A 22,391-nucleotide genomic window follows, 5' to 3' on the forward strand; every position below is an offset into this window, starting at 1 on the left:
AAACAGTCTTGGAGGTAGTTCCAATTATGAGTCATTCGACATTACGAGTTGGTATCATTGGTATTGATTCCTCACACGCCCCTGTGTTCACACAATTGTTAAACGACAAGGATCATCCTTTTCATGTTGCTGGCGGCAAGGTGACGATTGCTTATCCAGGAGGTTCTCCGGATTTTGAGATGAGTTATTCCCGTATCGAAGGGTTTACTGCTCAACTTCGTGAACGAGGAGTGGAAATTGTCGACTCAGCAGCAGAGGTTGCAGAGAAATGTGATGGCATACTCATGACATCGGTGGATGGTCGCATTCATTTGGAACAATTCCGTCAAGTTGCTTCGTATCGCCGTCCCATTTTTATTGATAAGCCGATGACAGTCTCGTCTGCCGATGCGAAGGAAATCTTCGCGATTGCGAAAGAGAATCATATTCCCATTATGAGCTGCTCTTCATTGAGGTATGCAGAGGAATTGACGATAGCGTTAGAAGAATCAGATACGAGTAGTCCAATTATCGGAATGGATTGCTATGGTCCTTTGGCGCTTCAACCGACACAGCCAGGATTGTTTTGGTATGGTGTGCATACGGTTGAGATGCTTTTTAGAGCTCTTGGCAAAGGGTGTCTGCACGTGACTGCGGCTACAACAGAAGATCATGACCTGATAACTGGCGTATGGGCTAATGGCGTTATTGGTACCATTCGAGGCAATCGAAAGGGGAATGGTCAATTCGGTGCACTTCTACATCGGGCATCACACACGCACTTTATTGATGTCAATAAACATCCTAAGCCTTACTATGCAAGTCTCATGGAAAAAATTATGGGGATGTTCGTCAGTTCAATTCCGGATATCGATGAGGAAGAGACATCACAAATCATTCGATTTATGGAAGCGGCTAACGAAAGTAGAGAAACAGGGCGTACTGTGCATTTATAGGTAGTAATAGACATGAGTTGAAGGAGAGGACTACAACGATGGAAAAAGCGGATTTAAAGGTGGCTGTTCTTGGGGCGGGGGCCATAGCTTCTCAGCATTTTGAAGCGATTCGTCGCACGAATGGGTTCGTGGCTTGCGCTGTTGCGGATATTCAACTTGAGAGAGCCCAAGCAATTGCTGAAACCTATGGGATTAACGCTTATCAAGATTATCAGGAACTTATTCAACTTGAGCGACCTGACGTCGTGGCCATAGCGCTGCCGCATTTTCTACATAGAGAATCAGCTATTTTCGCTGCTGAGCATGGGTGTCATCTGATGTTGGAGAAGCCAATGGCCTTGAACGTTGCAGAATGTGATGACATTATGGAAGCTGCGAAGAAAGCGGATATTCGGATTTTAATTGGGCATACGCAACATTATATCGCTGAGAATATTCATGCCAAGCGGATCATTGAAAGTGGCGAATTAGGCGAGATTGTCATGATCAATGATGTCAGGCATCTGAATTACTTCCAAGACACAAGGCCGCAGTGGTTTCTGGAAAGGGATAAATCAGGTGGCGGCATCCTTGCCAACTTGGGCACGCATTCAATTGATAAGATTCAATGGTTGATGGATAGTTCTGTTCGCAAAGTAAGCGCCACCGTAAGCCATCATGGCAAACGAGGAAATGTTGAAGGAAGCGGCATCATTTATTTGGAACTCGCTTCGGGGCTGCCGGCGTCAATTGCTCAATCGGGCTATCCAGGGGCTACACGCAATGAAACTGAAATCATTGGTACATTAGGGATGCTGAAGTTGGTTACTGGCGTAAGTTTATGGCGCAGTGGTGGCGGCGCCTATGAGCAAGTCGAGGTGCCTGCGATGGATGCGCCATTCGAGCTGCAATATAAGGACTTATTAGAGGCAATTGAATCGAGAAATGAAACCAATTGTCCACCTGAATATGCACGTGGAGTCATAGCTGTGCTTGAAGCTGTTTACCGATCTGCGGAGACAGGCGTGGAACAATTCTTATAAGATGACACGAGTAATAGCTGGAAGCATCCAGCTATTTTTTGTTATGTACGTGGATCCATTGTAATATCGATCTGAATGTGTTACAAAGTAAGAAAATGTACTTAATTAAGCACAGTAGTGAATGTATTGCTAGGAGGTTGAACATAAATGACGGTTATTGGACTGGTACGACATGGGTTAACGGATTGGAACACGGAACGACGCATACAAGGGCAAACGGACATTCCGCTTAATGAGATAGGGCGCAAACAAGCCGAATTATTATCCCAGCGTATGAAGGATGAAGAATGGGATTATATCTATGCGAGTGATTTGGGGAGAGCTAGAGAAACTGCGGCATGTATAGGACATGTAAAACAGATGGAAGTGAGCACAGATGAGCGTTTAAGAGAAATGTTTTGCGGTGAGATTGAAGGGACAACACTCGAGGAACGTGTAGCCAAATGGGGAGAAGACTGGTCTCAATTGGATCTAGGAGTTGAAACACATCAACAAATTGCAGCACGTGGTGTGAGTTTCATCCAAGAAGTAATCGAGAGGCATCCAAATCAGAAGGTGTTAATCGTTAGTCATGGCGCTCTGCTTAGTCTGACACTGATGAATTTGATCCCGCATGAAGATATAGAGGAACATTTGCATAATACATCTGTCACGAAAATTCGCCATGCGGAGAGCCGTTGGGAATGCTTACAGTACAATTGTATTGCGCACTTAGATGGTTTTGAATAAGGAGATGCCATGATGCTAATCTACCAGACGGATGCGTTGACCATTCGAGAGCTTGAACCCAGAGATAAAAATGTATTAATTTCCTGGTTGAATGATCCCTTAGTATTAACCTACTACGAAGGTCGCGATCGTCCCCACGATGCGGATTTGGTAGATGCACATTTTTATATGGAAGAAGATTCGGCGGTCAGATGCCTTGTCGAATATGAGAATCGGCCGATTGGTTATATTCAATTTTATGAAATTGAGGAAGAAGAGCGTCTCGCGTATGGCTATTCGGAAGCGACGGATAAGATCGCGGATTACGAAGATTAGAGAAGAAGAAAGAAAGTATCATGATGCCTGTTACGAAAATTATAAGTTATTGAAGAAGGCTCATGGTTATCTAAGCCAGTGAAGACTGTCATGGATACGTTATCTTATTTCGACGATTATGATGATGTCACTAAGGGTGTTCAAGGTCAAATCGAAACGTATCTCTCTGACATTGGCGAGTATGAAATTACGCCGGATACCTATGATTATATCGTTGCTGTTTCTTCTCTTGAGCATGTTGATTCTGAAAGAATCTTCAAACGTGTATTGGAAAAAATGGTCCGAGGCACGAGAATTAATGGGGTTAATTGTTTGATCGTGAATTCGAATCTCCAAGAGATTGATGCGTTAACTGGGGAGGAATTAGCTCCATTGATAGAGCTAAATCTCACGACAGCCCGCTTGCAAGACATTTTGAACGAACAATATGCGGGTTGGGATATTTCATTAACGACATTAAAGATATTGACATTTAACATAGAGCGAAATGGTAGACAGATCCTATTGAAGACAGATTGTCTTACTTATGTTGCAAGGAATACATAGAAGGAGGCGGCCTTATGAATCCCATTATTAACGAAATTGGCACCGTATTTATCCCTGTCCGAGACATTGTCAAAGCACGTGATTGGTACTGCGATCTGTTGGATTTTCCCAATGAGGGGGAAATACTTCACGGGCATTTATATGTGTTGCCTATGAAAGGGACAAGCATTGTGCTAGATAGTAAGATTTTCGCTGAAGATCATATCTTCAAGGCGCCAGCTTTTCATCTCAATACGAAGGATATCCAAGCTGCTTATACGTATATGCAAGGGAAGAATGTCGAGCTGGTAACGGGCATCGAGCATGGACATTGGTTTAATTTCAAGGATCTCGATGGGAATTTACTCATGATATGTATGTGTTAAGCCCCACCGGTTACACTACCTAGGGGAAAGGAGCATCATTTCATGGAATTGGAAACAGTCTATCTGACCTACAAACAGCTGTTATTCTCTGTCGCATACCGTATGTTAGGTTCCGTATCTGATGCGGAAGATATGTTGCAAGACATGTTCATCACACTACAGAAAACAGACACCGGTCATGTCACGAATATGAAATCGTATTTAGTGAAAATGGTCACAAATCGTTGCTTGAATTACTTGAACTCAGCTAGTAAGCAAAGGGAAACTTACATAGGTGAATGGCTTCCTGAGCCGCAAGTAACCTCATCTCGCGAAGATCCGATGGGAAGGATTGTTCAGGATGAAACAATTTCATATGCATTTCTAGTCTTGCTGCAAGAACTGTCCGCGGTAGAAAGAGCGGTCTTCATACTAAGAGAAGTGCTCGGTTACGATTATGAAGAGGTTGCGGATATGCTTCACAAAACGGTAGCAAATTGTCGCAAAATTCATAGCCGCGCCAAGAGCAAAATTCATGTGACTTCGGACGAAGGGGATCATGTATTAGGAGAAACAGAGCCGTTGGTCGAGAAGTTTCTTCAAGCGGTGGGAACAGGGGATTTCAATGACTTCGTTCAATTACTAATGGAAGATGCTGTAATGGTATCGGATGGAGGCGGGAAAGCAAGTGCTGCCATTCATCCGATTTATGGTAAAGAGCGAATTGCTGCATTCTTTGAAGGGATTCAGTCCAAAGGGGCACTAGTGGGAGAATGGTTGAAAGTGATGTTTAATGGACAATCGGGACTCATGCTAGTTAAGGATCAATCTCCATTCATGGTCATTCTGTTTGAGTTAGCTGCGAGTCGACAACAATCCAACCATCTCTATGTGATTCGTAATCCAGATAAATTGCTTCAAATTTATGGGGAACTGTAAGTTTGCAAGTAATGTGTGACAGGTACCATGCTTGATTCGGAGCCATGAAAGGAAGATGTCCTTTCATGGCTATTTTGCTACTTGAAAAGGACGCAAGGATGTTTTAGAATTGAAGTGTGCCCGGGCACGAAAATGTGTAATAAGTAAATGTGAATTGTTTAAAGCCAAGGTGGCTTTATTTTTTGGACATTTCCGTGCGCGGGCACGAAAATGTGTAATAAGTAAATGTGAATTGTTTAAAGCCAAGGTGGCTTTATTTTTTTGACATTTCCGTGCGCGGGCACGAAATTAAGAAGTCGTTGTTTGTTCTAACTAAAGGAGGCGTTAATATGGCCATTGTTGTTCAGAAAAGAGATTACAGTATTACAGGCCAAGAAAGCGTTAGAGCGCAAGAACGTGGGTTAGTTAGTGCAAAGTGGTATGCCAGTCCTATTCCCCGCGCTAAAATGAAGGAGTTAATGAAACGCAAGGATGGACCAGCGATTCGAGATACTGTCATTTGGTTTGGAGCCTTGCTGATATTCGGCTATTTGGCTTATTTGTCATGGGGAACTTGGTGGGCTGTTCCCGCTTTTTTCATCTATGGGGTGATTTACGCATCACCTGGCGACTCGAGGTGGCATGAGTGCGGTCATGGCACAGCGTTTAAGACGCCATGGATGAATGATGTGGTATATCAGATTGCTTCGTTTTTCGTGTTGCGTTCAGCTACACCATGGCGTTGGAGCCACGCACGTCATCATACAGATACCATTATAGTCGGTAGAGATCCTGAAATTTTGACAGAGAGACCTCCCATCTGGAAAATCATCCTTATGCAAATATTTCACTTATATGGCGGTCCGATTGAGATGAAGCGATTTGTGCTACACACGGTAGGTCGATTGGAATCGCAAGAGAAGGAGTATATTCCAGCTTCCGAATTTCCGAAAGTATTTCGCGAAGCGCGCATGTACATGTTGATTTTCCTAGCCGTTGCAGCTGCATGTGTAGATATGGGGAGTCTGCTTCCCGCCATGTTTATTATTTTACCGTCCTTTTATGGCAATCTGTTCGTACTACTTTTTGGAATGACACAGCACCTTGGGCTGTATGAGGATGTATTGGATCACCGATTGAATTCACGTACGATTCTAATGAATCCGATCTTTCGATTTTTGTATTGGAATATGAATTATCATGCTGAACATCATATGTTTCCAATGGTTCCCTACCATGCATTACCCAAGCTGCATCAAGAGATGCAGGCAGACTGTCCAGCTCCTCGAACAAGCTTATGGGCGGCATTGAAAGAAGTGATTACTGCGCTTCGATTGCAAAAAAAGGATCCTTCATATGTGGTGGTTAAACCGTTACCCGTAACTGCTCAACCTTATTATTTTGGCGGCAGCCGTGAAGAAGAACAATCTACGTTAAGGAGACAGCCATCATGATGAACGAATGGATAGAAGTATGCGCAACCGATGAGTTAGAAGAGGAGGACGTCATTCGATTTGATCACGGAGATGCGACATTCGCTATTTATCGAAACGCTCAGGGGCAATTTTTCGCATCAGACGGATATTGCACACATGAGAAAATACATCTGTCCAAAGGTCTTGTCATGGGAAACCTCATTGAATGTCCCAAGCATAACGGTCGATTTGACATCACGACAGGGGAAGCGAAGCGAGTTCCCGTATGCAAGAAACTTAACACCTATACAACGAAGGTTGAAGCCGGTAAGGTGTATATGCAATTGACATAAGTAACGAGAATCCATATGGAGCTCATACACTGACTTGATATTGCGCGGCATTTCAATCATACTTGGATTGTGCCCGCACACAATTCCTTGTGAATGGAGAACCCTATGAGCGTTACGATTAGAGAAATTGCCCAGCACGCTGGGGTATCAAGAGGTACAGTTGATCGTGTACTGAATGGAAGATCGGGTGTAAAGCCCGAAATAAGGGAACGTATTCTTGCGATTGCAGATCAGCTTCAGTATGTGCCCAATGTGGCTGCGAAGGCACTCGCTTACAATAGAAAACCGATTCAAATAGGTATTGTGATGCCTCCGAAAGAGATTTCGTTCTTTGATGACATCCGAAGAGGCATTCACGCTGCAGAAGATGAGCTGAAAGGGCTAGGTATTTGCTTAGAGTATGTCTATATCAATAATCAGCTGCCAGATGATGGAGCGAGAGCCATTGAGACTTTGATTGCGAGCGGAGCAAGCGGCATTCTATTCTGGTCTATTGATGATGAAGTTAATCGAGCAAGTATCAATAAGGCAGTTGAACAAGGTATTCCCGTCGTTACATTTAATTCCGATGTCGAGAAATCGAAGCGAAGTTGTTTTGTTGGTCAGGATCTGGGCAAAAGCGGTGAAATCGCAGCTGGACTCATGTCTCGCATTTTCAAAGGCAAAGCCAAGGTGCTAGTTGTCGTATCGAATCTGAAGTTTCATGCCCAACGGATGCGATACCACCATTTTAAAGCGAGTTTAGCTCACAGTGAGATCGAAGTTGTTGATGTGATTGAGGGGAATGATCGCTATGAGGATACGTTTCGGGAATTAGAGAGGGCATTAAAGACTTATCCAGATTTAGATGGCCTCTATTTGTCAATAGGACAGGCAGGAGCTTGCATTGATGTGGTGAAATTGACAGACAAAGGAGGTCAGCTTCGCATCGTGTGCAATGATTTGATGCCTGAAGTTGAGCAAGGATTGCGAGAGGGTATAATTGATTTTACGATTATGCAAAATCCGTTCCAGCAAGGCTATCGCTCACTGCGCATATTGTACGATCTCATCTTCACGGGGAAGAAGCCTGACCATGAATTTCAGTATACCGACACGAGTATTCTCATTGCTGAGAGTCTTTAAGTTATAAAGGTGAAAAGCCGTCACTCAAGGTTGTATGACCTTGAGTGACGGTTTTTCGTCGTATGGATGGAGGGAGCAGCCCGGATTCAGCGCGATTAGTGATGAAAAACATCACTATTGACCGAAAACAGCCGAGCGCAGCCCAGATTCAGCAACATTAGTGATGAAAAACATCACTAACGACCGAAAGCAGCCGAGCACAGCCCGGATTCAGCGCGATTAGTGATGAAAAACATCACTATTGACCGAAAACAGCCGAGCGCAGTCCGGATTCAGCAACATTAGTGATGAAAAACATCACTAACGGCCGAATTACCTAAGCGCTGCCAGCTTACAACGGCTTCTTGCCCTCATTTTCGATCAAATGGTCATGATCGCCTTCCTCCATGATGTTCCGAGTTGAGTTGCGGAACTCACGAAGGGTATCCCCGAATGCACGGCCAAGCTGTGGCAGCTTGGAAGGTCCGAAGACAATTAAAGCAATGGCCAGAATTAAGATTAATCCGGATACGCCAATATTGTTGAACATGGTATTCATCCTCTTTTCTGTTAATCTTCGATTAGATTCAATTGAGCAACACGTTGCATCGCACGCCACTGCCAACCAGCAACCAATACGCTGATTTCGAACAGCAGAATTAAGGGTACAGTGACCGATAAGTGTGAAATCATGTCAGGCGGCGAGATGCACGAGCCGGTGATGGTGAGCGCGATGTAGGCGTATTTTCTGGACATTTTCAGAAGCTGAGGCGTTAATAACCCTATTTTCGTCAAAAACAAGAGAACCACCGGCAGCTCAAACGCGATCGCCATCGGAACTACAATTTGAAACAAGAAGGCAAAATATCGATCGATTCCATACGTCTCCACCGCACCAATTGATTGATTCATCCGAATCATAAAGCGCATCATCATGGGGAAAACGACCCAATAACTGAATGACACGCCGATGATGAACAAGGCAAAAGCGACAGGGATGTAAGGGAGTGCGCTTCTAGATTCGGCCTCGGTTAAACCTGGTTTCACGAACACCCATGCTTGGTAGAGAAGCACAGGCACCGTAAATAAAGCGGCGAACAGAAACGCACACTTCATATAAATCATTAGCCCGTCCGTGAATGAGAACACATTCCATTTGATTTCACCAATCAATGGCTGTGATTTCAAGTACAGAAGAATGTCAGACGAGAGGTACAAGCCCACACATAGCGTGACGATGAACCAGGCGAATACAATGAGCAATCGCTTGCGAACCTCTGTCAAATGTAAGATCCAATCTTCTTGCTCCATGTCAGTCCTCCTTGATCATGAAACTGGTGGGCTGCCCGTGTCCGTGCATTAAACGACACTGCCACCTTGTTTCAAATACTTCGCAATACCGTCTACAGCGCGGTAAGCCAATGCGCCAACGGTACCTGTAGGATTGTAGCCGCTGTTGTGAGCAAACGCGGAGGCGCCTACGACGAATACATTTTCAGCATCCCACATTTGTAAATAGGAATTAACCGCAGAGGTGGATGGATCTGCCCCCATAATCACACCACCTGTATTGTGGGTTGATTGATACGGAACGATATTGTACGGACCTAACTGATCCGAAGAACCAATGGTCGTTGGGTTCATTTCCTTCATAATTTCTGCCGCTTTACCAGCAACGAATTTGATCATTTGTCGATCCTGTTCTTCAAAATCGAAGGTGATCCGCGGAAGCGGCAAACCATACGCATCCTTATACGTCGGATCCAGATCCACATAATGATGTTTCCAAGGCATGCTGCTGCCCTGCGGGGAGACCGACAGTACGCTGTTCGCATATTTCAGCGACTTCTGTTTAAAATCTTTCCCCCAACCAGGCGTGCCCTTGGGAACAGAGTTCGTTGCAATCGGCCGTTGGCCGGTTTGCGAAATTCGAATACCAGCGCCATGGATGAAATTCAGATTCGTATGGTCGAAATTGTCCCCATTGAAATCAGGAATTTCCATGCCGAGGGAACCAGCTCCCGCATACAGGTTGAACTGCTTTTCATCGAAAAAGCCTGTCGCACTCCCGCCGTTCGTTTGGTAGCAGTAATTTTTACCGATAACACCTGTACCCGTAACGGGATCATAGGGTTTCCCCAATTTGGAAGTAAGCAGAAGCTTAATGTTGTTAAATACATAGCTGGCCATGATAACGACGTCTGCAGGCTGCTCGAATTGCTCACCCGTTACCGTATTCACGTACAGAACACCGCTTGCTTTTTTGCCATCATTCAGCACTTGAGTCACATTGGAGTAAGAGCGCAACTCGAAATTGCCAGATTTCTCGGCAATAGGAAGTGCGGTCACGATGACATCCGCCTTAGCTCCGTACTCACACCCAAAACGTTCGCAATAACCGCAATATTGACAAGCGGCACGGGTAATGCCATCGGGATTCGTATATTGCTCGGATAAGTTAGCCGAGGGCATCATGTACGGATGGTAGCCGAGCTTTTTAGTTGCATCTTCGAACAATTTCAATACAGGTGTTTTCACCATCGGTTTGGTCGGGAATGGCGCGGAACGTTTTCCTACCAGAGGATTCTGCTCTGCATCTCCTGAAATTCCGGCCAATTTCTCGAATTTATCGAAATAAGGCTCTAAGGTGTCGTAAGTGATGCCCCAATCCTGAATCGTCATGCCTTCAGGAATTTTCTCCTTCCCGTATCGTTCCACAGTCTTGCTATGAATCTCAAAATCATAGGGGAGAAAACGATACGTTTGTCCATTCCAATGCACACTTGCACCGCCAAGACCTTCCCCAAGCAAGAAGGAGCCGTATTCGCGCATAGGCACAGCGGCCATTTTCTCGGTATTGCGAAATGTGACCGTTTCTTTGGATAAATCCTGCATGAGATCATAACGAGAAGCATAACGCAGTTCATCATGCACCATATAGTAATCAGCTGTACTGCGCGGCTTTCCCCGTTCTAAGCCAACAACTTTAACTCCTTGTTTCGTTAATTCTGCGGCGATAATTCCCCCGACCCATCCCATTCCGACAATGACAACGGGGACTTTCGGCATTTTAGTAGCCATTCATGTATTCCTTCCTTCGTGAGATATGTACCTTAACCTTTAATGGACGAAATGATCGTGCAAGCTGCGTGGCTCCATGACAACAAACTGATCTTTGTCGATCATGTTCGTATACGTCATCTGATTGCCTGGATATTTGCGCATTTTCCAGCCAGCCATATTCTTATTCCCGCCGTATAAAGGATCGGAATAAACACCTTCCATTACGAGTACTCGAAACAGGTTGAAAAAGGTTTTACCTGTTATCCCATTTACGACACTGATTTCACCTTTTTCCATCGAGGTTAGGATCGCATCTTGTTCTTCAGGTGTAATATCAATGAAGCCTTTCGTATACTTGGTTTTGGCTGTTTCTTCAAGGCTGTGAAGTCCCATTGTAATGAGCTCATGGCGTTGAATGCTGAGATAATCCCCTTGCGTGACTTCACCTTTCACGAACGGTCCCATCCGATAAGTGCGGGCATTCACTCCCCAAGGGCTCGCTAACTGATGGTCAATGTAGAAGGCAGCGCCAAGCTCTGCAGCTCCCGGTCCGCTATCATCCTTAGGGAAAATTCGTTCTGCTGCGGCTTCAGCGATTTGCAGTTGGGATTGATTGAAGAACATCGGCGCTTGATTATAATCAGCCGTGACTTGCGTTGTCGGACTCGCTGAAGGGGAAGGAGAAGTCTTGGTGGCATCTTTCTTAAAGCCTCCAGATACTGCGCTTCCAATGACACCACCAACCACGACGCCACCAATGGCAGTTCCGGTGTACTTGAGAAAACGGCGACGTGAGTGATCAGGCGTATGATTGTGCGTGTTTTTATCAGCCAACTTGTCATACCTCCATGGAATTTTATGTACTTCTTGGTAGTTATGGATATGTTGAGCTGTAAGCGTATTTCCTATGCATGAATTGCATGAAAATATGGAAACGTGGGTAATGTATTGGTAGGTTTCCGATTTCTATACATGGATTTGACCCTATGAATGTAAGGAGACGCATACGTATGAACAAAAAGATCGTAGTTCTCACCCTTATACTCGCGGGAGCTTTATCGGCTTGCGGTAAAAGTGAAACAACGCCTAGCCCAAGTGCGGGTACATCAACAGCGCCAACAGCATCGGCTACGACTGGAACAACAACCAAAGCTGATGGACAGACAGTCTATAAGGCCAATTGTGTCAGCTGTCATGGTGCCAATTTGGAGGGCTTAGTCGGTCCAAGTCTCCAGAAGGTTGGCGGAAAGCACTCGAAGGAACAACTGACCGCGATCATCACCAATGGGAAAGGTGCAATGCCTTCTTTCAAAGGGAAGCTGTCTGATGACGAGATTAATTCGTTATCCACATGGCTTGCAGACAAAAAATAGTCAGGATTAACCCGCCTCTTCGCTGTAAAGCGGGAAGGCGGGATTTTTCTTTTGCAGCGGGATGGACAACTCATTTTGTGCCATGGTAGGCATAGGATTAATTAGTCATGGATACAAAGTGGAAATAGTAGGCGCTTCCTTTTCACATTAAGCCATAGGGAGTTGAACCAGATGAAAGGTAAAGATCGGTGGAATGATCTCTTTGAACTCGCGATGTATGTATTAGCAGGGGGCTGTTTTGTTTACTTTCTTGTAAAAGGAAATGGCGCGAAAGTGTTTCAAGCTGTGCTTATTGTGGCCGTTCTCCAGCTCATTCGACTCGTTGTCAAATGGACGAAGACAACCATGTTTACTTCACTGCGTTTCTGTGTGCTGCTGTTTATTTTCGTTACGATGTTCCTTGCCAATGAATTCGGCTATTATGGTGTCATTCCTTATTTGGATAAAATCGAACATCTTTTCTCTGGGGTAATTCTCTGCTTCATCGGTTTGATGATTTACAGCAAAGCAGCGAGCCATCCCGAAGGAACAGAGCCACCATCCTCGCAAGTCGCGGTGTGGCTGTGCTTGTTCTTTTCTGTCGCGATGGCGGGCGTATGGGAGATCTTCGAGTTCGCGACGGACCACCTCTTCGGGCTCAACTCACAGAACGGCAGTCTGCTCGATACGATGACGGACATCATTTGTGGCACTTGTGGGGCAATAATTACCGCAGGTTACTTGGTTCTGAAAGCGAGGAAACGGGAGCTGCCATTGGTGGATGTTAGATAATTGGAGAGGAGGGGATCTGTTGCAATTATTTCATCTGAGTTACATCGTATTGTTTAGCGTTGTCCTTGCGGCTGGAACGATCGGAATTGCTTGGTTCGTCTTTCATAAGCGAAAAAGAAAAGCACGATAATGCTATTTATGTAAATTGCCCGCGGGAGCCATGATGCTCTAGTGGGCTTTTCAAGTTGGGGTTGAGGGTTCCAATCAGGTAAAAAAAGGGAAGTGACAGCTTTTCACGAATTACTGTAGGAAAGGATAGTAAGGAGGGATACGAACTGTGAAGCTATACGAACGGTCATTGAAAGCTCAGCTTGTTGGAGCTTGTATATTTTTCTTCATGTGTTTGCTACAACTCATCATTCATATAGGTGCCCATCATCCTGTTGGTTTTGTTGTTATTTTCAGTTTTTGTCTGGGTGTTTTTCTTATTCTAGCAATGATTATTATCATCGATCTCGTTCAAAATGATGCGGAGAAAATGGTGGCGAAAGTGGAATTTGTTGAGGAATTTCGCATTCATATTCGAAAACCAAATGGGAAGTTATTGAAATTGCGTGTAAAAGCTACAGAATACGAACAATTTCATGTAGATCAATTACTTGAATTACGGGTAGCCAAACGGACAAGTGCCCTGCTCACCATTTACAGTTTGGAGGAGAAACAGGAGGACGGATTTCAAACGGATCTGATCCAATCGGAGGACGTATGACGCGATTGCGTAAACTATTCAGAAGTAAACTAGTGTGGGCTGTACTCATTCTTATTGGATTTATCTATATCAATAACACATCATTGCTTGCCAATGAACGGAGTGGACCGCCTTTTCTCATGGCACATCGCGGTCTCGCGCAAACGTTCCACACGGAGAATTTGAAAAATGATACGTGCACAGCGGAGCGAATCTATGAGCCGGAACACGCGTATCTAGAGAATACGATTCCATCCATGCAAGCCGCGTTTGACGCTGGTGCCGATGAGATTGAATTCGATATCCATATCACGAAAGATGATCAGTTTGCCGTATTTCATGACTGGACGTTAGACTGCCGAACGAATGTATCAGGTCAGTCGAAAGATTATACGATGGCTGAGCTGAAAAAAGTGGATATTGGCTACGGATACACGGCTGATAATGGGAAATCGTACCCTTTTCGAGGCAAAGGCATTGGGTTAATGCCCTCATTACAGGAAGTGCTCACACAGTTCTCGGATAAGATGCTCCTCATTCATATTAAAACCGATGATCCTCATGAAGGCAAAGTATTGGGGGATATGTTGGCTAAGCTTTCACCGGAACGCAGTAGCCAGCTGACCATCTATGGCGGGGATTTACCTGTATCTATGATAAAAGATAAACTGCCAGATATGCGAGTCATTTCCGTTGATGCGATGAAAAGCTGTCTGCTCCCATATCTGGCATATGGATGGACAGGTATTATTCCAAGTTCATGTGAACATATGCAGATTCATATGCCAGAGAAGTTAGCTCCGCTGCTGTGGGGATGGCCGAATAGGTTTCTAAATCGAATGGATCGCGTAGATACCAGAGTGATCGTAGTTGGTGGAAATGGGACGGAGTTCTCAACCGGATTTGACACGCCGGAGGACCTGAATCGGCTACCAGCTGCTTTCTCAGGTGGGATATGGACGAATCGAATTGATCGCATTGCACCAATCTATAAATAAACAGAAGAGGGCAACTGCTAGTAGAATTGTCTACAGGCAGGAAGCCCTCTTTCGCTGTCTCATGAATACGATCATTCGAATTTTACTTATAAAACTTAGATTGAAAAGGTGTCAGGGCTGCAATGACCGCATCGCGAAAAACATCACTCCTCGTAATACGCCCATCTGTAAATAGACCGTAAGCACCTTCTTTGTGATTGCTTCCCACCGTAGAGCTCAGTTCATCTATAATGTGACGCAGCTCGGTTCCACCTTGCACTAATTTCTCGCCAATATGGTTTGGAATGGGGAAATATAAACCCTTGCCGATGAAAAGCTGATTCCCGTCCCAAGCGGCACAAACCGAGAAGAGATACCACTGCCTAGTGTAGGCGCTGTCGTAGGTAAGTCCACCTTCAAGTCCAAGTCCAAATTCGGCATTAGGTTCCGCCGCAAGTACATTTCGAGCTCTAGTGATGGCACCTAAGATGGTTTCGTCTTCTGTCAACGGCTGGTCAGATACACCAGAGGGAACAGCGTGACAAATCGGTTCTATGCCAGTAGCGGCTACTACAGCAGCTCTCTTTGCTTGATTATTTGTGCCTAATGCAATTCGTATCGTCTTGTCGAACATTTGACATCACTCCTAACTTCTCTTTATCCGATGAACGTATGCAATAAGAACTAGTATATCATGTTTTCCTAATAATCACGTGGAGAGGTGAAATCCTACATTCACTGTAAGGTTTTAAAATCATGCATGTTGGGAATATTTGTTAAAACTACATATAAATAAATTCGACTAGTCTGATGGAATACTGGGAAAAATTTGTTTATACAAACCAATTGATAAGGAGAATCAATCGAACTTGAGCACTGTACAATCCCAGACGCCTCGGAGGCACCAAGCTTTATTAAGTCAGGACGGTTTAAGCAGCTTGCGTTGGCAGGACCCGAAGATTATTGCGTGGTGGTCAGCGTCGTTTCCAGGATTTGGACATTTCTTGCTCCATCAATTTATTCGCGGATTCCTGTTGTCAGCTTGGGAAGTGGCTATCAACTCACTTGCTGGAATTAATGAGGCGATCTATTACTCTTTCAGTGGACAATTCGACATGGTAACACAAGTTATTGAACCGAGATGGGCATTTGCTTATGCTATCGTTTATTTATTTTCAATTTGGGATAGTTATATCAAAGCCATTCATGCGAATAAACAATATCATCTGGCCAAACTGGAGGGAGCCAAGCTTACTTCCAATCTAATGAAACCGTGGACGATCACGAATATCGGTCGCAAGAGGCCATGGGCCGCACTGATTAGTTCCTTTGCTTTTCCTGGTCTAGGGCAACTCTACAATAACCGAATCGGCTTAGGTTTCTATGGGGTGTTCTGGTGGTTTGTCTATATGAGCATGTCGCGTTCACATGAAGCTGCACTTTATCTAGTACTTGGCAATCTATCCAAATCAACATCGCTTTTAAGCCCACATTGGCTATTATTTATGCCTTCGGTCATTTGTGGCGCAATGTATGACGCCTATATGACGGCAATTGATCATAACAGACTTTTTCGAATTGAGCAGAAACAGTATTTAACGGAGAAGTACCCACATTTTCCAATCCAGTTATTTGAAAAGGAGAATGCCCCGCATGTTGATTATTAGTACATTTGAGCATTCGATTGAGGTAGAAGAAGCTCTGGCCGTGCTGGAAAACATGGGAGTACCTCGTAATGAAATTATGACCGTCATGATGGATAATTATATGGACATACCCGATAATAATTACAATTCGAATCCGAATAAGAAAAGTCTTGCATTTGAGGTGGGGATGGCAACTTCCACAGCGTTTACGGTAATTGGGATTTGTATTGGCTTTGTTTTGTATTGGGGTCCGATTATTTGGGGAGTTATGTGTGCGATTGGTGGATTTATTTTAGGATATTGCATCACGAGGTTCTTACAAACGAGAGTGTTTAAACATGTGCTTCGGAAAAAAGTGAAACTACCCGAGTTGGCTGTCATTATTCAATGCCATGAGGAACGCTATCGAGAGATAACGCATGTGTTGTGGGAGTATCAAGCATTATCTGTGGGAAAGATGTAAAGAGGCTAATGGATCTGTATCCAATAGCCTCTTTCGATTTACAACCTAAGTATTCTTATTTCATAGCAGCTAATTCATAATCAAACCACGTTCGAATCTCGCCTGTAGCCAAGTTTTCAATCGTATTATTGCGATGCTTAATGAAGATGTCTCGGTTTTTATCCAAATAATAGTCGCCAAAAACATAGTTAGATAATCGTTTTGTTTCCAATTTCGTATTCAGCGTATAGAGCCCCGCTGTGTCTTGCGCAGTATAGTCCTTATTTGAAATACCATTCAGTACGATATATAGACTACCATCTTGGGATGCTGGATTGGGCAAAGAAAGGTTCGTTAAACCTAATACCATAACATCCGATTCATGAAGCAATCCGTTTACCATTTGGACAGTACCATCTTGCTTGAGCAAGCCAACGCGTGCACTTCCCCCAATATAGTTATTTCGACTAGGCAATCTGTCAGAAGCGATCCATACTGTACCATCAGAATTGGGGATGACGCGATCAATCTTTTGATTGAAGTCCTCGAGTCGTGTCACGTTCCCATTTTGAATGAGAAATGTATAAGTCGAGCCATAGTTTGGACCAATAACCGGAAGGGGCAAGGTCAAATTAATGGATAAGATCGTTCGATTATCGCCTGCAGCGAATGCCTTGTATGTATGAACAGGGGCTCCCCAGTCAGCCGCTTCCCATACATCGGCGTCTGTTAATGTGTATACTTTTAACTCACCATAGTATAAATCACGATCTTTACGCACCAACTCTACGGGTTGGCCAGCTAATGGATGTGGTGTGGTGGATAGGCCTTTGATGAATTGTTCTTGTTCTTTGAGATTTTTCCATTGTACTTGCAAGTTGCTTTTATCCATCTTCAGCATTGATTTGGAAGGGTCCGCGTTAAGCAAGGAGTAGAAATATAACGAATGATCATCGTCACCGATGATCGAATAGATGGCATTTTGTCCGCCAACTAGCGATAGGCCTTTCTCATCACTCCATTGGATGTCGATCTTAAGAAGATCATGAACGAATCGCCAAGTCAGTGGCATATAAGTTACATCTTGATACGTTAGAAAAGGGTAGGGCTCTGTTCGATTATTGATTTCGATCTGATTCATTGTGATCGGCACATCAGCAACTTGGACAACGTAACTGTTTGCATTCCGCTTCGTTGTTAGATCTTGTTCGAGTGGTGTTTGACGAATAGGCGGAGGGAAGTTGCGATTGGACCAAATTTGCAATCCATCCGCATCACTCCAGTTGTACTCAATGCCGAGCGTTTGGAAGTTATTCCACGTCATGGGTAAGTAAGTGATGTCTCTATACACGAGAAACGGGTATTTACTATGAGCGATATCCATATTCTGACCATTAATTTGAACGGAAAAATAGGGCAGAGATGCTTTCACAGATACGCTAGCTGAAACCTGTGTTGGAAGTAACGGAAACAACCAAAACATGAATCCGAGAATGACAAACGTGCATTGTATGGCAAATTTTTTCAAATTCATCACCCTTTTCTAAATTTATATAGCTACTGATTAGACGCAGGATGATGGGAAAAGTTGTATGTTTAAAGGAGGAGATATCCAGTTGGTGATGCTGTTGGTAAATTTTGAGTCATGATCTCACTGATTTCCCATGTTACAATCGTTGAGATCCAAGCTGGATCCATAACTTAGAAGGCCGAAGCTTTTTTGAAGCACGGGGGAACCAATCTTTGGGGTGAAGTCGCGTTGTGCGACCGGGTGATTACTCTTTGATCCGAATCCGACAGCTAACCTCGCAGGCCGCAAAAAGGAGAGGTTTGATTTGAAGCGTTACAAGAAGCTAGTTATGACAGGTGCCTTAGGTTTGAGTGTGCTTATGGGGGCAAACGCAGCGTGGGCTGCAACGGGAACGCATACCGTAGCGGGGAACGATACCATGTGGTTAATTTCTCAGAAATATGGCGTCAGCCTTACTTCGCTTATTCAGGCGAATCCACAAGTAGCCAATCCCAATGTGATTTGGTCGGGGATGAAGCTAAACATTCCTGGAGGCTCGGGCACAACCGTTGTGACGAAACCACAGGTTACGCCAACACCGACTCAGTCCACTTTTGCAAGTCAAGTGGTTACCTTGGTCAACCAAGAACGATCGAAGGCAGGATTGAAGCCTCTAACCAGCAATAGCGCACTGACGACGATGGCGCTGGATAAAGCGAAAGATATGTACAACAACGGATACTTTGATCATACGTCACCAACGTACGGTTCACCTTTCGATATGATGAGCGCTTATGGTATTCCTTATTCCTACGCAGGTGAAAATATCGCCAAAGGGCAACAAACACCACAAGCCGTCATGACCGCATGGATGAACAGTTCAGGTCACCGCCAAAACATTCTAAGCCCGAACTTCACTCAAATCGGTGTTGCCTATTATAACGGTGAGTGGGTACAGGAGTTTATTAGTAACTAAATGTATAAATCGAAGATCATGGCAGTCTCCCTGTGGGAGGCTGTTTTTTGTAATTTTAAAAATCCATCTACTATTTGTATGTGATAGTATTATAGATGTTGGATCTGAGAGGTTGTAATATGGAATTTACATAGATGATGGAGATGATAGCATGACTATAGCAGAAGAAAACTACTCCAAACCAGTCGGAGGATGGCTACTTATTTATTTATTAACACTACTAATTAGCGCGACTTTATATGGGATGGGAACGATTAACGGATTTAGCCAATTTATTCGAGATTTTCAAGAAAGAAATGGGATGCTTATCATCATAGATGTTGGAACAATAATAAAATTACTCCTATCAGTTTTGATTCTTTATTTATTTATGACTAAGCAGGCTTATACTTATAAGATGATAATTGGGTTTGAACTCCTTTGTATTTTAATAAGAGTGTTCTCTCTAGGATACGTAATAATACGCTATCATGTAATACCAAACTCGTATTATGTGTCGATCTTAATAGGATTGGTTAGTATGGTATGGATCTTATATTTTCTGAAATCGAAGAGAGTAAAAGCTACGTTCGTCAATTAAAAATCTAATAGGTTTAGTTAATGAATAATGAGGTGCATCCAGTGATCAAGATACTCACACAAATCGAAATTGAAGCAACGATAGATGTTTGTTTCGACATGGCATCAGATATTGATATCCATACGCAAACTGTATGGCCACATACCAAGGAGCGTGCGATAGCTGGAACAACATCAGGCATGGTTCGCGGAGGGGATACGGTTACTTTTGAAGCGAGACATTTCTTCATTAGGCAAAAACACACGTCACTCATCTCAAATTATATTCGACCGTACCGCTTTGTTGATGAAATGTTGCGGGGGACGTTCAAAAGCATGCGACATGAACACGAATTCATTGATTTAGGTGGCAGAACATTAATGAAAGATACATTAAGTTTTGAGGCCCCGTTAGGCTGGATCGGATGGGTCGTGGAGCGGGTAGTATTGCGAAGATATATGACACGATTTCTAAACTATCGGAATGAGCAGTTGAAGATGTTGGCTGAAAAGCAGGGGATGGCGCAGTAGAGGAGTATTCTCCATTTAGTTCGATTTTGCCTACTTAAATGGGACAGATGCCGTAGATAAGCGGGAATAGTTCGATTTTACCTACTTAAAATGCGTTTTACTGCGGGTCAGCACGGAAACTTGTTAAATAGGTGGGTAAAATCGAACTATTCACTCATCAGAGTCGAAATCCTTGTATGCAGTTCGGTTTTTTCGGACTAATAACCAAATGCGTGCTGGGCTCTTATCCCATTTTCAATAAACTCTTCGAATTCCCTGTTAGGTGTGGTGCACAGTTATTGACCGTGGGCCACAAACTTCGCCTCAAACCGCGCTTTAAACGTCCGAAACATCCACAGATTCACATCCCACAAATCTGAAACGGGTTGCTGTGTGAACGGCAGTACCGGCATATACGGCGGCGGCCCGAATTCTGGCGTGAAAGTCAACGTGTCAGCACCGGCATGGAATCGGTGCTGGCAAATCGACAGCCATAAGCCGATGAAGGTTTCCACATGTTCGGCGAATTCTGGTGCCCGCGGGTCCGATACCTGCGGACCTTCCGGGTAGCCGACGCGCCCGTGAATGTGGATGGCGCGTGCTAGGCTCAGCTGGACGTCCTCGTCCTGCGGACTCGGCATGCTTTCGCAGGCTGCGCACCAATGACTGAAGTCGGCGCCAATCGTAAGCGCCGGCAACTGCCTCAACACGGCCGCCGTTTGCCACGGCGTGAAAAAAGCTCTCCCGCGATGCGTCTCATGTGCGATCGGAATCCCGATCTCTTGCTCGACACGCAGCGCCGCATCGAAGAATCGCAGCTGCTCATCAGCAGTCATGCGATCAGCAGCGCTGTGCGAATTAATCAGATCAGGTCGCAGCGCAGCTGCACGCAGCACCTGCTCACGAAATGATTGGATGTGATTCGGGCCACGCGTCACCACTTGTGCGATGAATGATAAGTTCATCTCATCCAAATCTTTTCGAAATTTTGCATCATCCTTAGCGTCGGCAGGAGGTATGTACTCGACACCGTAATAGCCAGCCTCTACGATTTGCTCCAATTTCCCCTTCCAGTTACCGTTCCATTCCCACAAGGATTTATATCCATTTAATTGCATATCCAGTGCTCCTTATCTCATAGCTCATTAGAAATATCTATGAGTATAGGATACGCGACACCATAAAGCTTAGCGTTTCTTCAGAAATACTCAACCTATTCTCACCATGAGAGATGTCTGTAGGCAGTGGGGGATAGATTCGTCCATCGTTTGAATTGTTTGCTGAATTGCGACAAATCCTTGTACCCCAGTTGTTCGGCGATATGTTCAATAGAAAGGGTAGGGTCTATGAGCATGAGCTTAGCTTGACGGAGTTTGATCGTGCTTAAATAATGCCGTGGCGAGACCCCATATGCTTTGTGAAAAACTCGATTGCAATGTGCAGGACTATAACCGAGTTCTTTGGCCATGCGTGTTATTCGAAAAGTTTCCTGCCCTTGCAGCAGTGTAGATGCTTGTGCCTCGATTAAACCTGCAAGCCGTGCAGCTAAGCCAGAATCGCTTGATTGGGAAGAAGAAACGACAGTCTCATCGAGCAATATTTCGCTTAACGCGGTGAAAATACGAAAAGAAGCATGCATCGTCTGCAATTTCAGACTCAATCCGCTGGAGGTATTTTCTCGTGCTACTTGTGCGAGATCCATAAGGATTGGGCGGAGTAAGCTCTCCATTTTGCTCCCAGCTGGGTGAACGATTTGCCCAATTTGACTTAATTGCTGACGAAACCAAGGATCAGTAACCTCCAAATGCACACACACATACTCCATCGTGGCATCGTCGACTGCGCCTAAGCTTGCATGCACTTCATTCGGAAGTATCCAAACTAATTCGCCTTGTTTTTGTACAAAATGCTTGTCCCCTACACGCATGCGTTGTGAACCGTCTAAGACAAGATTGAGCTCAAACATCGGATGTTGATGCTCAGGGAATGACCACTGCGCGTTAACCTTGCGAAGATGTGCGGCAAAAATCCGGAAAGATGCTTGTACATCAGGCAGCATACCGCCATGAACGACATTATCGAGACCCGCGGGTAAGGATTCTTGTTGAAAGACTTTCATACATAAAGACTCCTTTAGGAAGAGGATATATGCTATTCGTTACCCTAACTATCTCACTTATAAAGCTAGGAATCAAA

26 protein-coding genes, 1 pseudogene and 1 riboswitch are annotated in these 22,391 nt (G+C 44.4%); of the genes and pseudogenes, 19 read left to right on the forward strand and 8 right to left on the reverse strand.

The features are described from left to right. The first annotated feature begins 26 nt into the window (after window positions 1–26). From AC58PV_RS09430 to AC58PV_RS09475, 10 genes and pseudogenes are all read left to right on the forward strand, one after another. On the forward strand, window positions 27–935 hold the full coding sequence (locus AC58PV_RS09430) for a Gfo/Idh/MocA family protein (RefSeq protein WP_497432001.1): 909 nt from the start codon (window positions 27–29) through the stop codon (window positions 933–935). Between the two features lie 38 nt (window positions 936–973). Then, the gene (locus tag AC58PV_RS09435) at window positions 974–1,957 is read left to right on the forward strand and encodes a Gfo/Idh/MocA family protein (protein ID WP_497432002.1); all 984 of its coding nucleotides are present in this window, start codon (window positions 974–976) and stop codon (window positions 1,955–1,957) included. Between the two features lie 147 nt (window positions 1,958–2,104). Then, on the forward strand, window positions 2,105–2,686 hold the full coding sequence (locus AC58PV_RS09440; RefSeq protein ID WP_497432003.1) for a histidine phosphatase family protein: 582 nt from the start codon (window positions 2,105–2,107) through the stop codon (window positions 2,684–2,686). 9 nt (window positions 2,687–2,695) lie between these two features. After that, the gene (locus AC58PV_RS09445; RefSeq protein WP_497432004.1) at window positions 2,696–3,001 is read left to right on the forward strand and encodes a GNAT family N-acetyltransferase; all 306 of its coding nucleotides are present in this window, start codon (window positions 2,696–2,698) and stop codon (window positions 2,999–3,001) included. After that, window positions 2,955–3,547 (forward strand): annotated as a pseudogene (locus tag AC58PV_RS09450) (class I SAM-dependent methyltransferase). Before AC58PV_RS09445 ends, AC58PV_RS09450 begins: the two are co-directional and overlap by 47 nt. A 14-nt stretch (window positions 3,548–3,561) precedes the next feature. Beyond that, window positions 3,562–3,912 (forward strand): VOC family protein, encoded by a 351-nt coding sequence (locus AC58PV_RS09455; RefSeq protein WP_497432005.1) that lies wholly within the window; start codon window positions 3,562–3,564, stop codon window positions 3,910–3,912. A 42-nt stretch (window positions 3,913–3,954) separates the two neighbouring features. Next, the gene (gene sigJ / locus AC58PV_RS09460) at window positions 3,955–4,830 is read left to right on the forward strand and encodes an RNA polymerase sigma factor SigJ (protein WP_497432006.1); all 876 of its coding nucleotides are present in this window, start codon (window positions 3,955–3,957) and stop codon (window positions 4,828–4,830) included. 329 nt (window positions 4,831–5,159) lie between these two features. Continuing rightward, complete coding sequence (locus tag AC58PV_RS09465; RefSeq protein ID WP_497432007.1) at window positions 5,160–6,263, forward strand: fatty acid desaturase family protein; 1,104 nt, start codon at window positions 5,160–5,162, stop codon at window positions 6,261–6,263. Beyond that, window positions 6,260–6,577 (forward strand): MocE family 2Fe-2S type ferredoxin, encoded by a 318-nt coding sequence (locus AC58PV_RS09470; RefSeq protein WP_497432008.1) that lies wholly within the window; start codon window positions 6,260–6,262, stop codon window positions 6,575–6,577. Before AC58PV_RS09465 ends, AC58PV_RS09470 begins: the two co-directional genes overlap by 4 nt. A 105-nt stretch (window positions 6,578–6,682) precedes the next feature. Further along, window positions 6,683–7,702, forward strand: a complete 1,020-nt coding sequence (locus AC58PV_RS09475) for a substrate-binding domain-containing protein (RefSeq protein ID WP_497432009.1) — start codon at window positions 6,683–6,685, stop codon at window positions 7,700–7,702. A 331-nt stretch (window positions 7,703–8,033) separates the two neighbouring features. Here AC58PV_RS09475 and tatA read toward each other — a convergent pair whose 3' ends face one another. The 4 genes from tatA to AC58PV_RS09495 are packed head-to-tail and all read right to left on the reverse strand — an operon-like array spanning window position 8,034 to window position 11,578. Then, window positions 8,034–8,231 carry a twin-arginine translocase TatA/TatE family subunit gene (gene tatA, locus AC58PV_RS09480; RefSeq protein WP_068667381.1) on the reverse strand — a complete coding sequence of 66 codons (198 nt, stop codon included), beginning with the start codon at window positions 8,229–8,231 and terminating at the stop codon, window positions 8,034–8,036. A 20-nt stretch (window positions 8,232–8,251) separates the two neighbouring features. Further along, window positions 8,252–8,992 (reverse strand): twin-arginine translocase subunit TatC, encoded by a 741-nt coding sequence (gene tatC / locus AC58PV_RS09485; protein ID WP_497432010.1) that lies wholly within the window; start codon window positions 8,990–8,992, stop codon window positions 8,252–8,254. Between the two features lie 48 nt (window positions 8,993–9,040). Continuing rightward, window positions 9,041–10,762: a GMC family oxidoreductase gene (locus AC58PV_RS09490; protein WP_497432011.1), complete on the reverse strand. Its 1,722-nt coding sequence runs from the start codon at window positions 10,760–10,762 to the stop codon at window positions 9,041–9,043. Between the two features lie 39 nt (window positions 10,763–10,801). Continuing rightward, window positions 10,802–11,578 (reverse strand): gluconate 2-dehydrogenase subunit 3 family protein, encoded by a 777-nt coding sequence (locus tag AC58PV_RS09495; RefSeq protein WP_497432012.1) that lies wholly within the window; start codon window positions 11,576–11,578, stop codon window positions 10,802–10,804. A 176-nt stretch (window positions 11,579–11,754) separates the two neighbouring features. Between AC58PV_RS09495 and AC58PV_RS09500 the strand changes: the two genes are divergently transcribed. The 4 genes from AC58PV_RS09500 to AC58PV_RS09515 all read left to right on the forward strand — a co-directional run bounded on the left by AC58PV_RS09500 (window position 11,755) and on the right by AC58PV_RS09515 (window position 14,574). Then, a complete protein-coding gene (locus AC58PV_RS09500) occupies window positions 11,755–12,117 on the forward strand; it encodes a c-type cytochrome (RefSeq protein WP_497432013.1) in 363 nt (120 codons plus the stop codon). A 171-nt stretch (window positions 12,118–12,288) separates the two neighbouring features. Beyond that, a complete protein-coding gene (locus AC58PV_RS09505) occupies window positions 12,289–12,888 on the forward strand; it encodes a DUF2238 domain-containing protein (RefSeq protein WP_497432014.1) in 600 nt (199 codons plus the stop codon). Window positions 12,889–13,165: 277 nt separating this feature from the next. Continuing rightward, on the forward strand, window positions 13,166–13,597 hold the full coding sequence (locus AC58PV_RS09510; protein ID WP_497432015.1) for a hypothetical protein: 432 nt from the start codon (window positions 13,166–13,168) through the stop codon (window positions 13,595–13,597). Next, window positions 13,594–14,574, forward strand: a complete 981-nt coding sequence (locus AC58PV_RS09515) for a glycerophosphodiester phosphodiesterase family protein (RefSeq protein WP_497432016.1) — start codon at window positions 13,594–13,596, stop codon at window positions 14,572–14,574. Before AC58PV_RS09510 ends, AC58PV_RS09515 begins: the two co-directional genes overlap by 4 nt. 82 nt (window positions 14,575–14,656) lie before the next feature. On the opposite strand, the gene AC58PV_RS09520 is transcribed toward AC58PV_RS09515, so the two are convergent. Next, window positions 14,657–15,187, reverse strand: a complete 531-nt coding sequence (locus AC58PV_RS09520; RefSeq protein ID WP_497432017.1) for a DUF84 family protein — start codon at window positions 15,185–15,187, stop codon at window positions 14,657–14,659. Between the two features lie 235 nt (window positions 15,188–15,422). Between AC58PV_RS09520 and AC58PV_RS09525 the strand changes: the two genes are divergently transcribed. Both AC58PV_RS09525 and AC58PV_RS09530 read left to right on the forward strand, forming a co-directional pair. Next, on the forward strand, window positions 15,423–16,220 hold the full coding sequence (locus tag AC58PV_RS09525; RefSeq protein ID WP_497432018.1) for a hypothetical protein: 798 nt from the start codon (window positions 15,423–15,425) through the stop codon (window positions 16,218–16,220). Beyond that, a complete protein-coding gene (locus tag AC58PV_RS09530; RefSeq protein WP_497432019.1) occupies window positions 16,207–16,662 on the forward strand; it encodes a hypothetical protein in 456 nt (151 codons plus the stop codon). The genes AC58PV_RS09525 and AC58PV_RS09530 overlap by 14 nt, the downstream gene beginning before the upstream one ends. 55 nt (window positions 16,663–16,717) lie before the next feature. On the opposite strand, the gene AC58PV_RS09535 is transcribed toward AC58PV_RS09530, so the two are convergent. Beyond that, window positions 16,718–18,169 (reverse strand): hypothetical protein, encoded by a 1,452-nt coding sequence (locus AC58PV_RS09535; protein ID WP_497432020.1) that lies wholly within the window; start codon window positions 18,167–18,169, stop codon window positions 16,718–16,720. A 169-nt stretch (window positions 18,170–18,338) separates the two neighbouring features. Then, window positions 18,339–18,471, forward strand: a riboswitch (cyclic di-AMP (ydaO/yuaA leader). Window positions 18,472–18,476: 5 nt separating this feature from the next. Here AC58PV_RS09535 and AC58PV_RS09540 point away from each other — a divergent pair. The 3 genes from AC58PV_RS09540 to AC58PV_RS09550 all read left to right on the forward strand — a co-directional run bounded on the left by AC58PV_RS09540 (window position 18,477) and on the right by AC58PV_RS09550 (window position 20,216). Then, the gene (locus tag AC58PV_RS09540) at window positions 18,477–19,127 is read left to right on the forward strand and encodes a CAP domain-containing protein (protein WP_497432021.1); all 651 of its coding nucleotides are present in this window, start codon (window positions 18,477–18,479) and stop codon (window positions 19,125–19,127) included. Between the two features lie 151 nt (window positions 19,128–19,278). Continuing rightward, window positions 19,279–19,707: a DUF2569 family protein gene (locus tag AC58PV_RS09545; RefSeq protein WP_497432022.1), complete on the forward strand. Its 429-nt coding sequence runs from the start codon at window positions 19,279–19,281 to the stop codon at window positions 19,705–19,707. A gap of 41 nt (window positions 19,708–19,748) precedes the next feature. Further along, window positions 19,749–20,216 carry an SRPBCC family protein gene (locus AC58PV_RS09550; RefSeq protein ID WP_497432023.1) on the forward strand — a complete coding sequence of 156 codons (468 nt, stop codon included), beginning with the start codon at window positions 19,749–19,751 and terminating at the stop codon, window positions 20,214–20,216. A 275-nt stretch (window positions 20,217–20,491) separates the two neighbouring features. Here AC58PV_RS09550 and AC58PV_RS09555 read toward each other — a convergent pair whose 3' ends face one another. Beyond that, window positions 20,492–21,313, reverse strand: a complete 822-nt coding sequence (locus AC58PV_RS09555; protein WP_497432024.1) for a sugar phosphate isomerase/epimerase family protein — start codon at window positions 21,311–21,313, stop codon at window positions 20,492–20,494. Window positions 21,314–21,414: 101 nt separating this feature from the next. Beyond that, window positions 21,415–22,314 carry a helix-turn-helix transcriptional regulator gene (locus AC58PV_RS09560; protein WP_497432025.1) on the reverse strand — a complete coding sequence of 300 codons (900 nt, stop codon included), beginning with the start codon at window positions 22,312–22,314 and terminating at the stop codon, window positions 21,415–21,417. Between the last annotated feature and the right edge of the window lie 77 nt (window positions 22,315–22,391).

Source organism: Paenibacillus sp. J22FR83 (genome assembly GCF_059691955.1).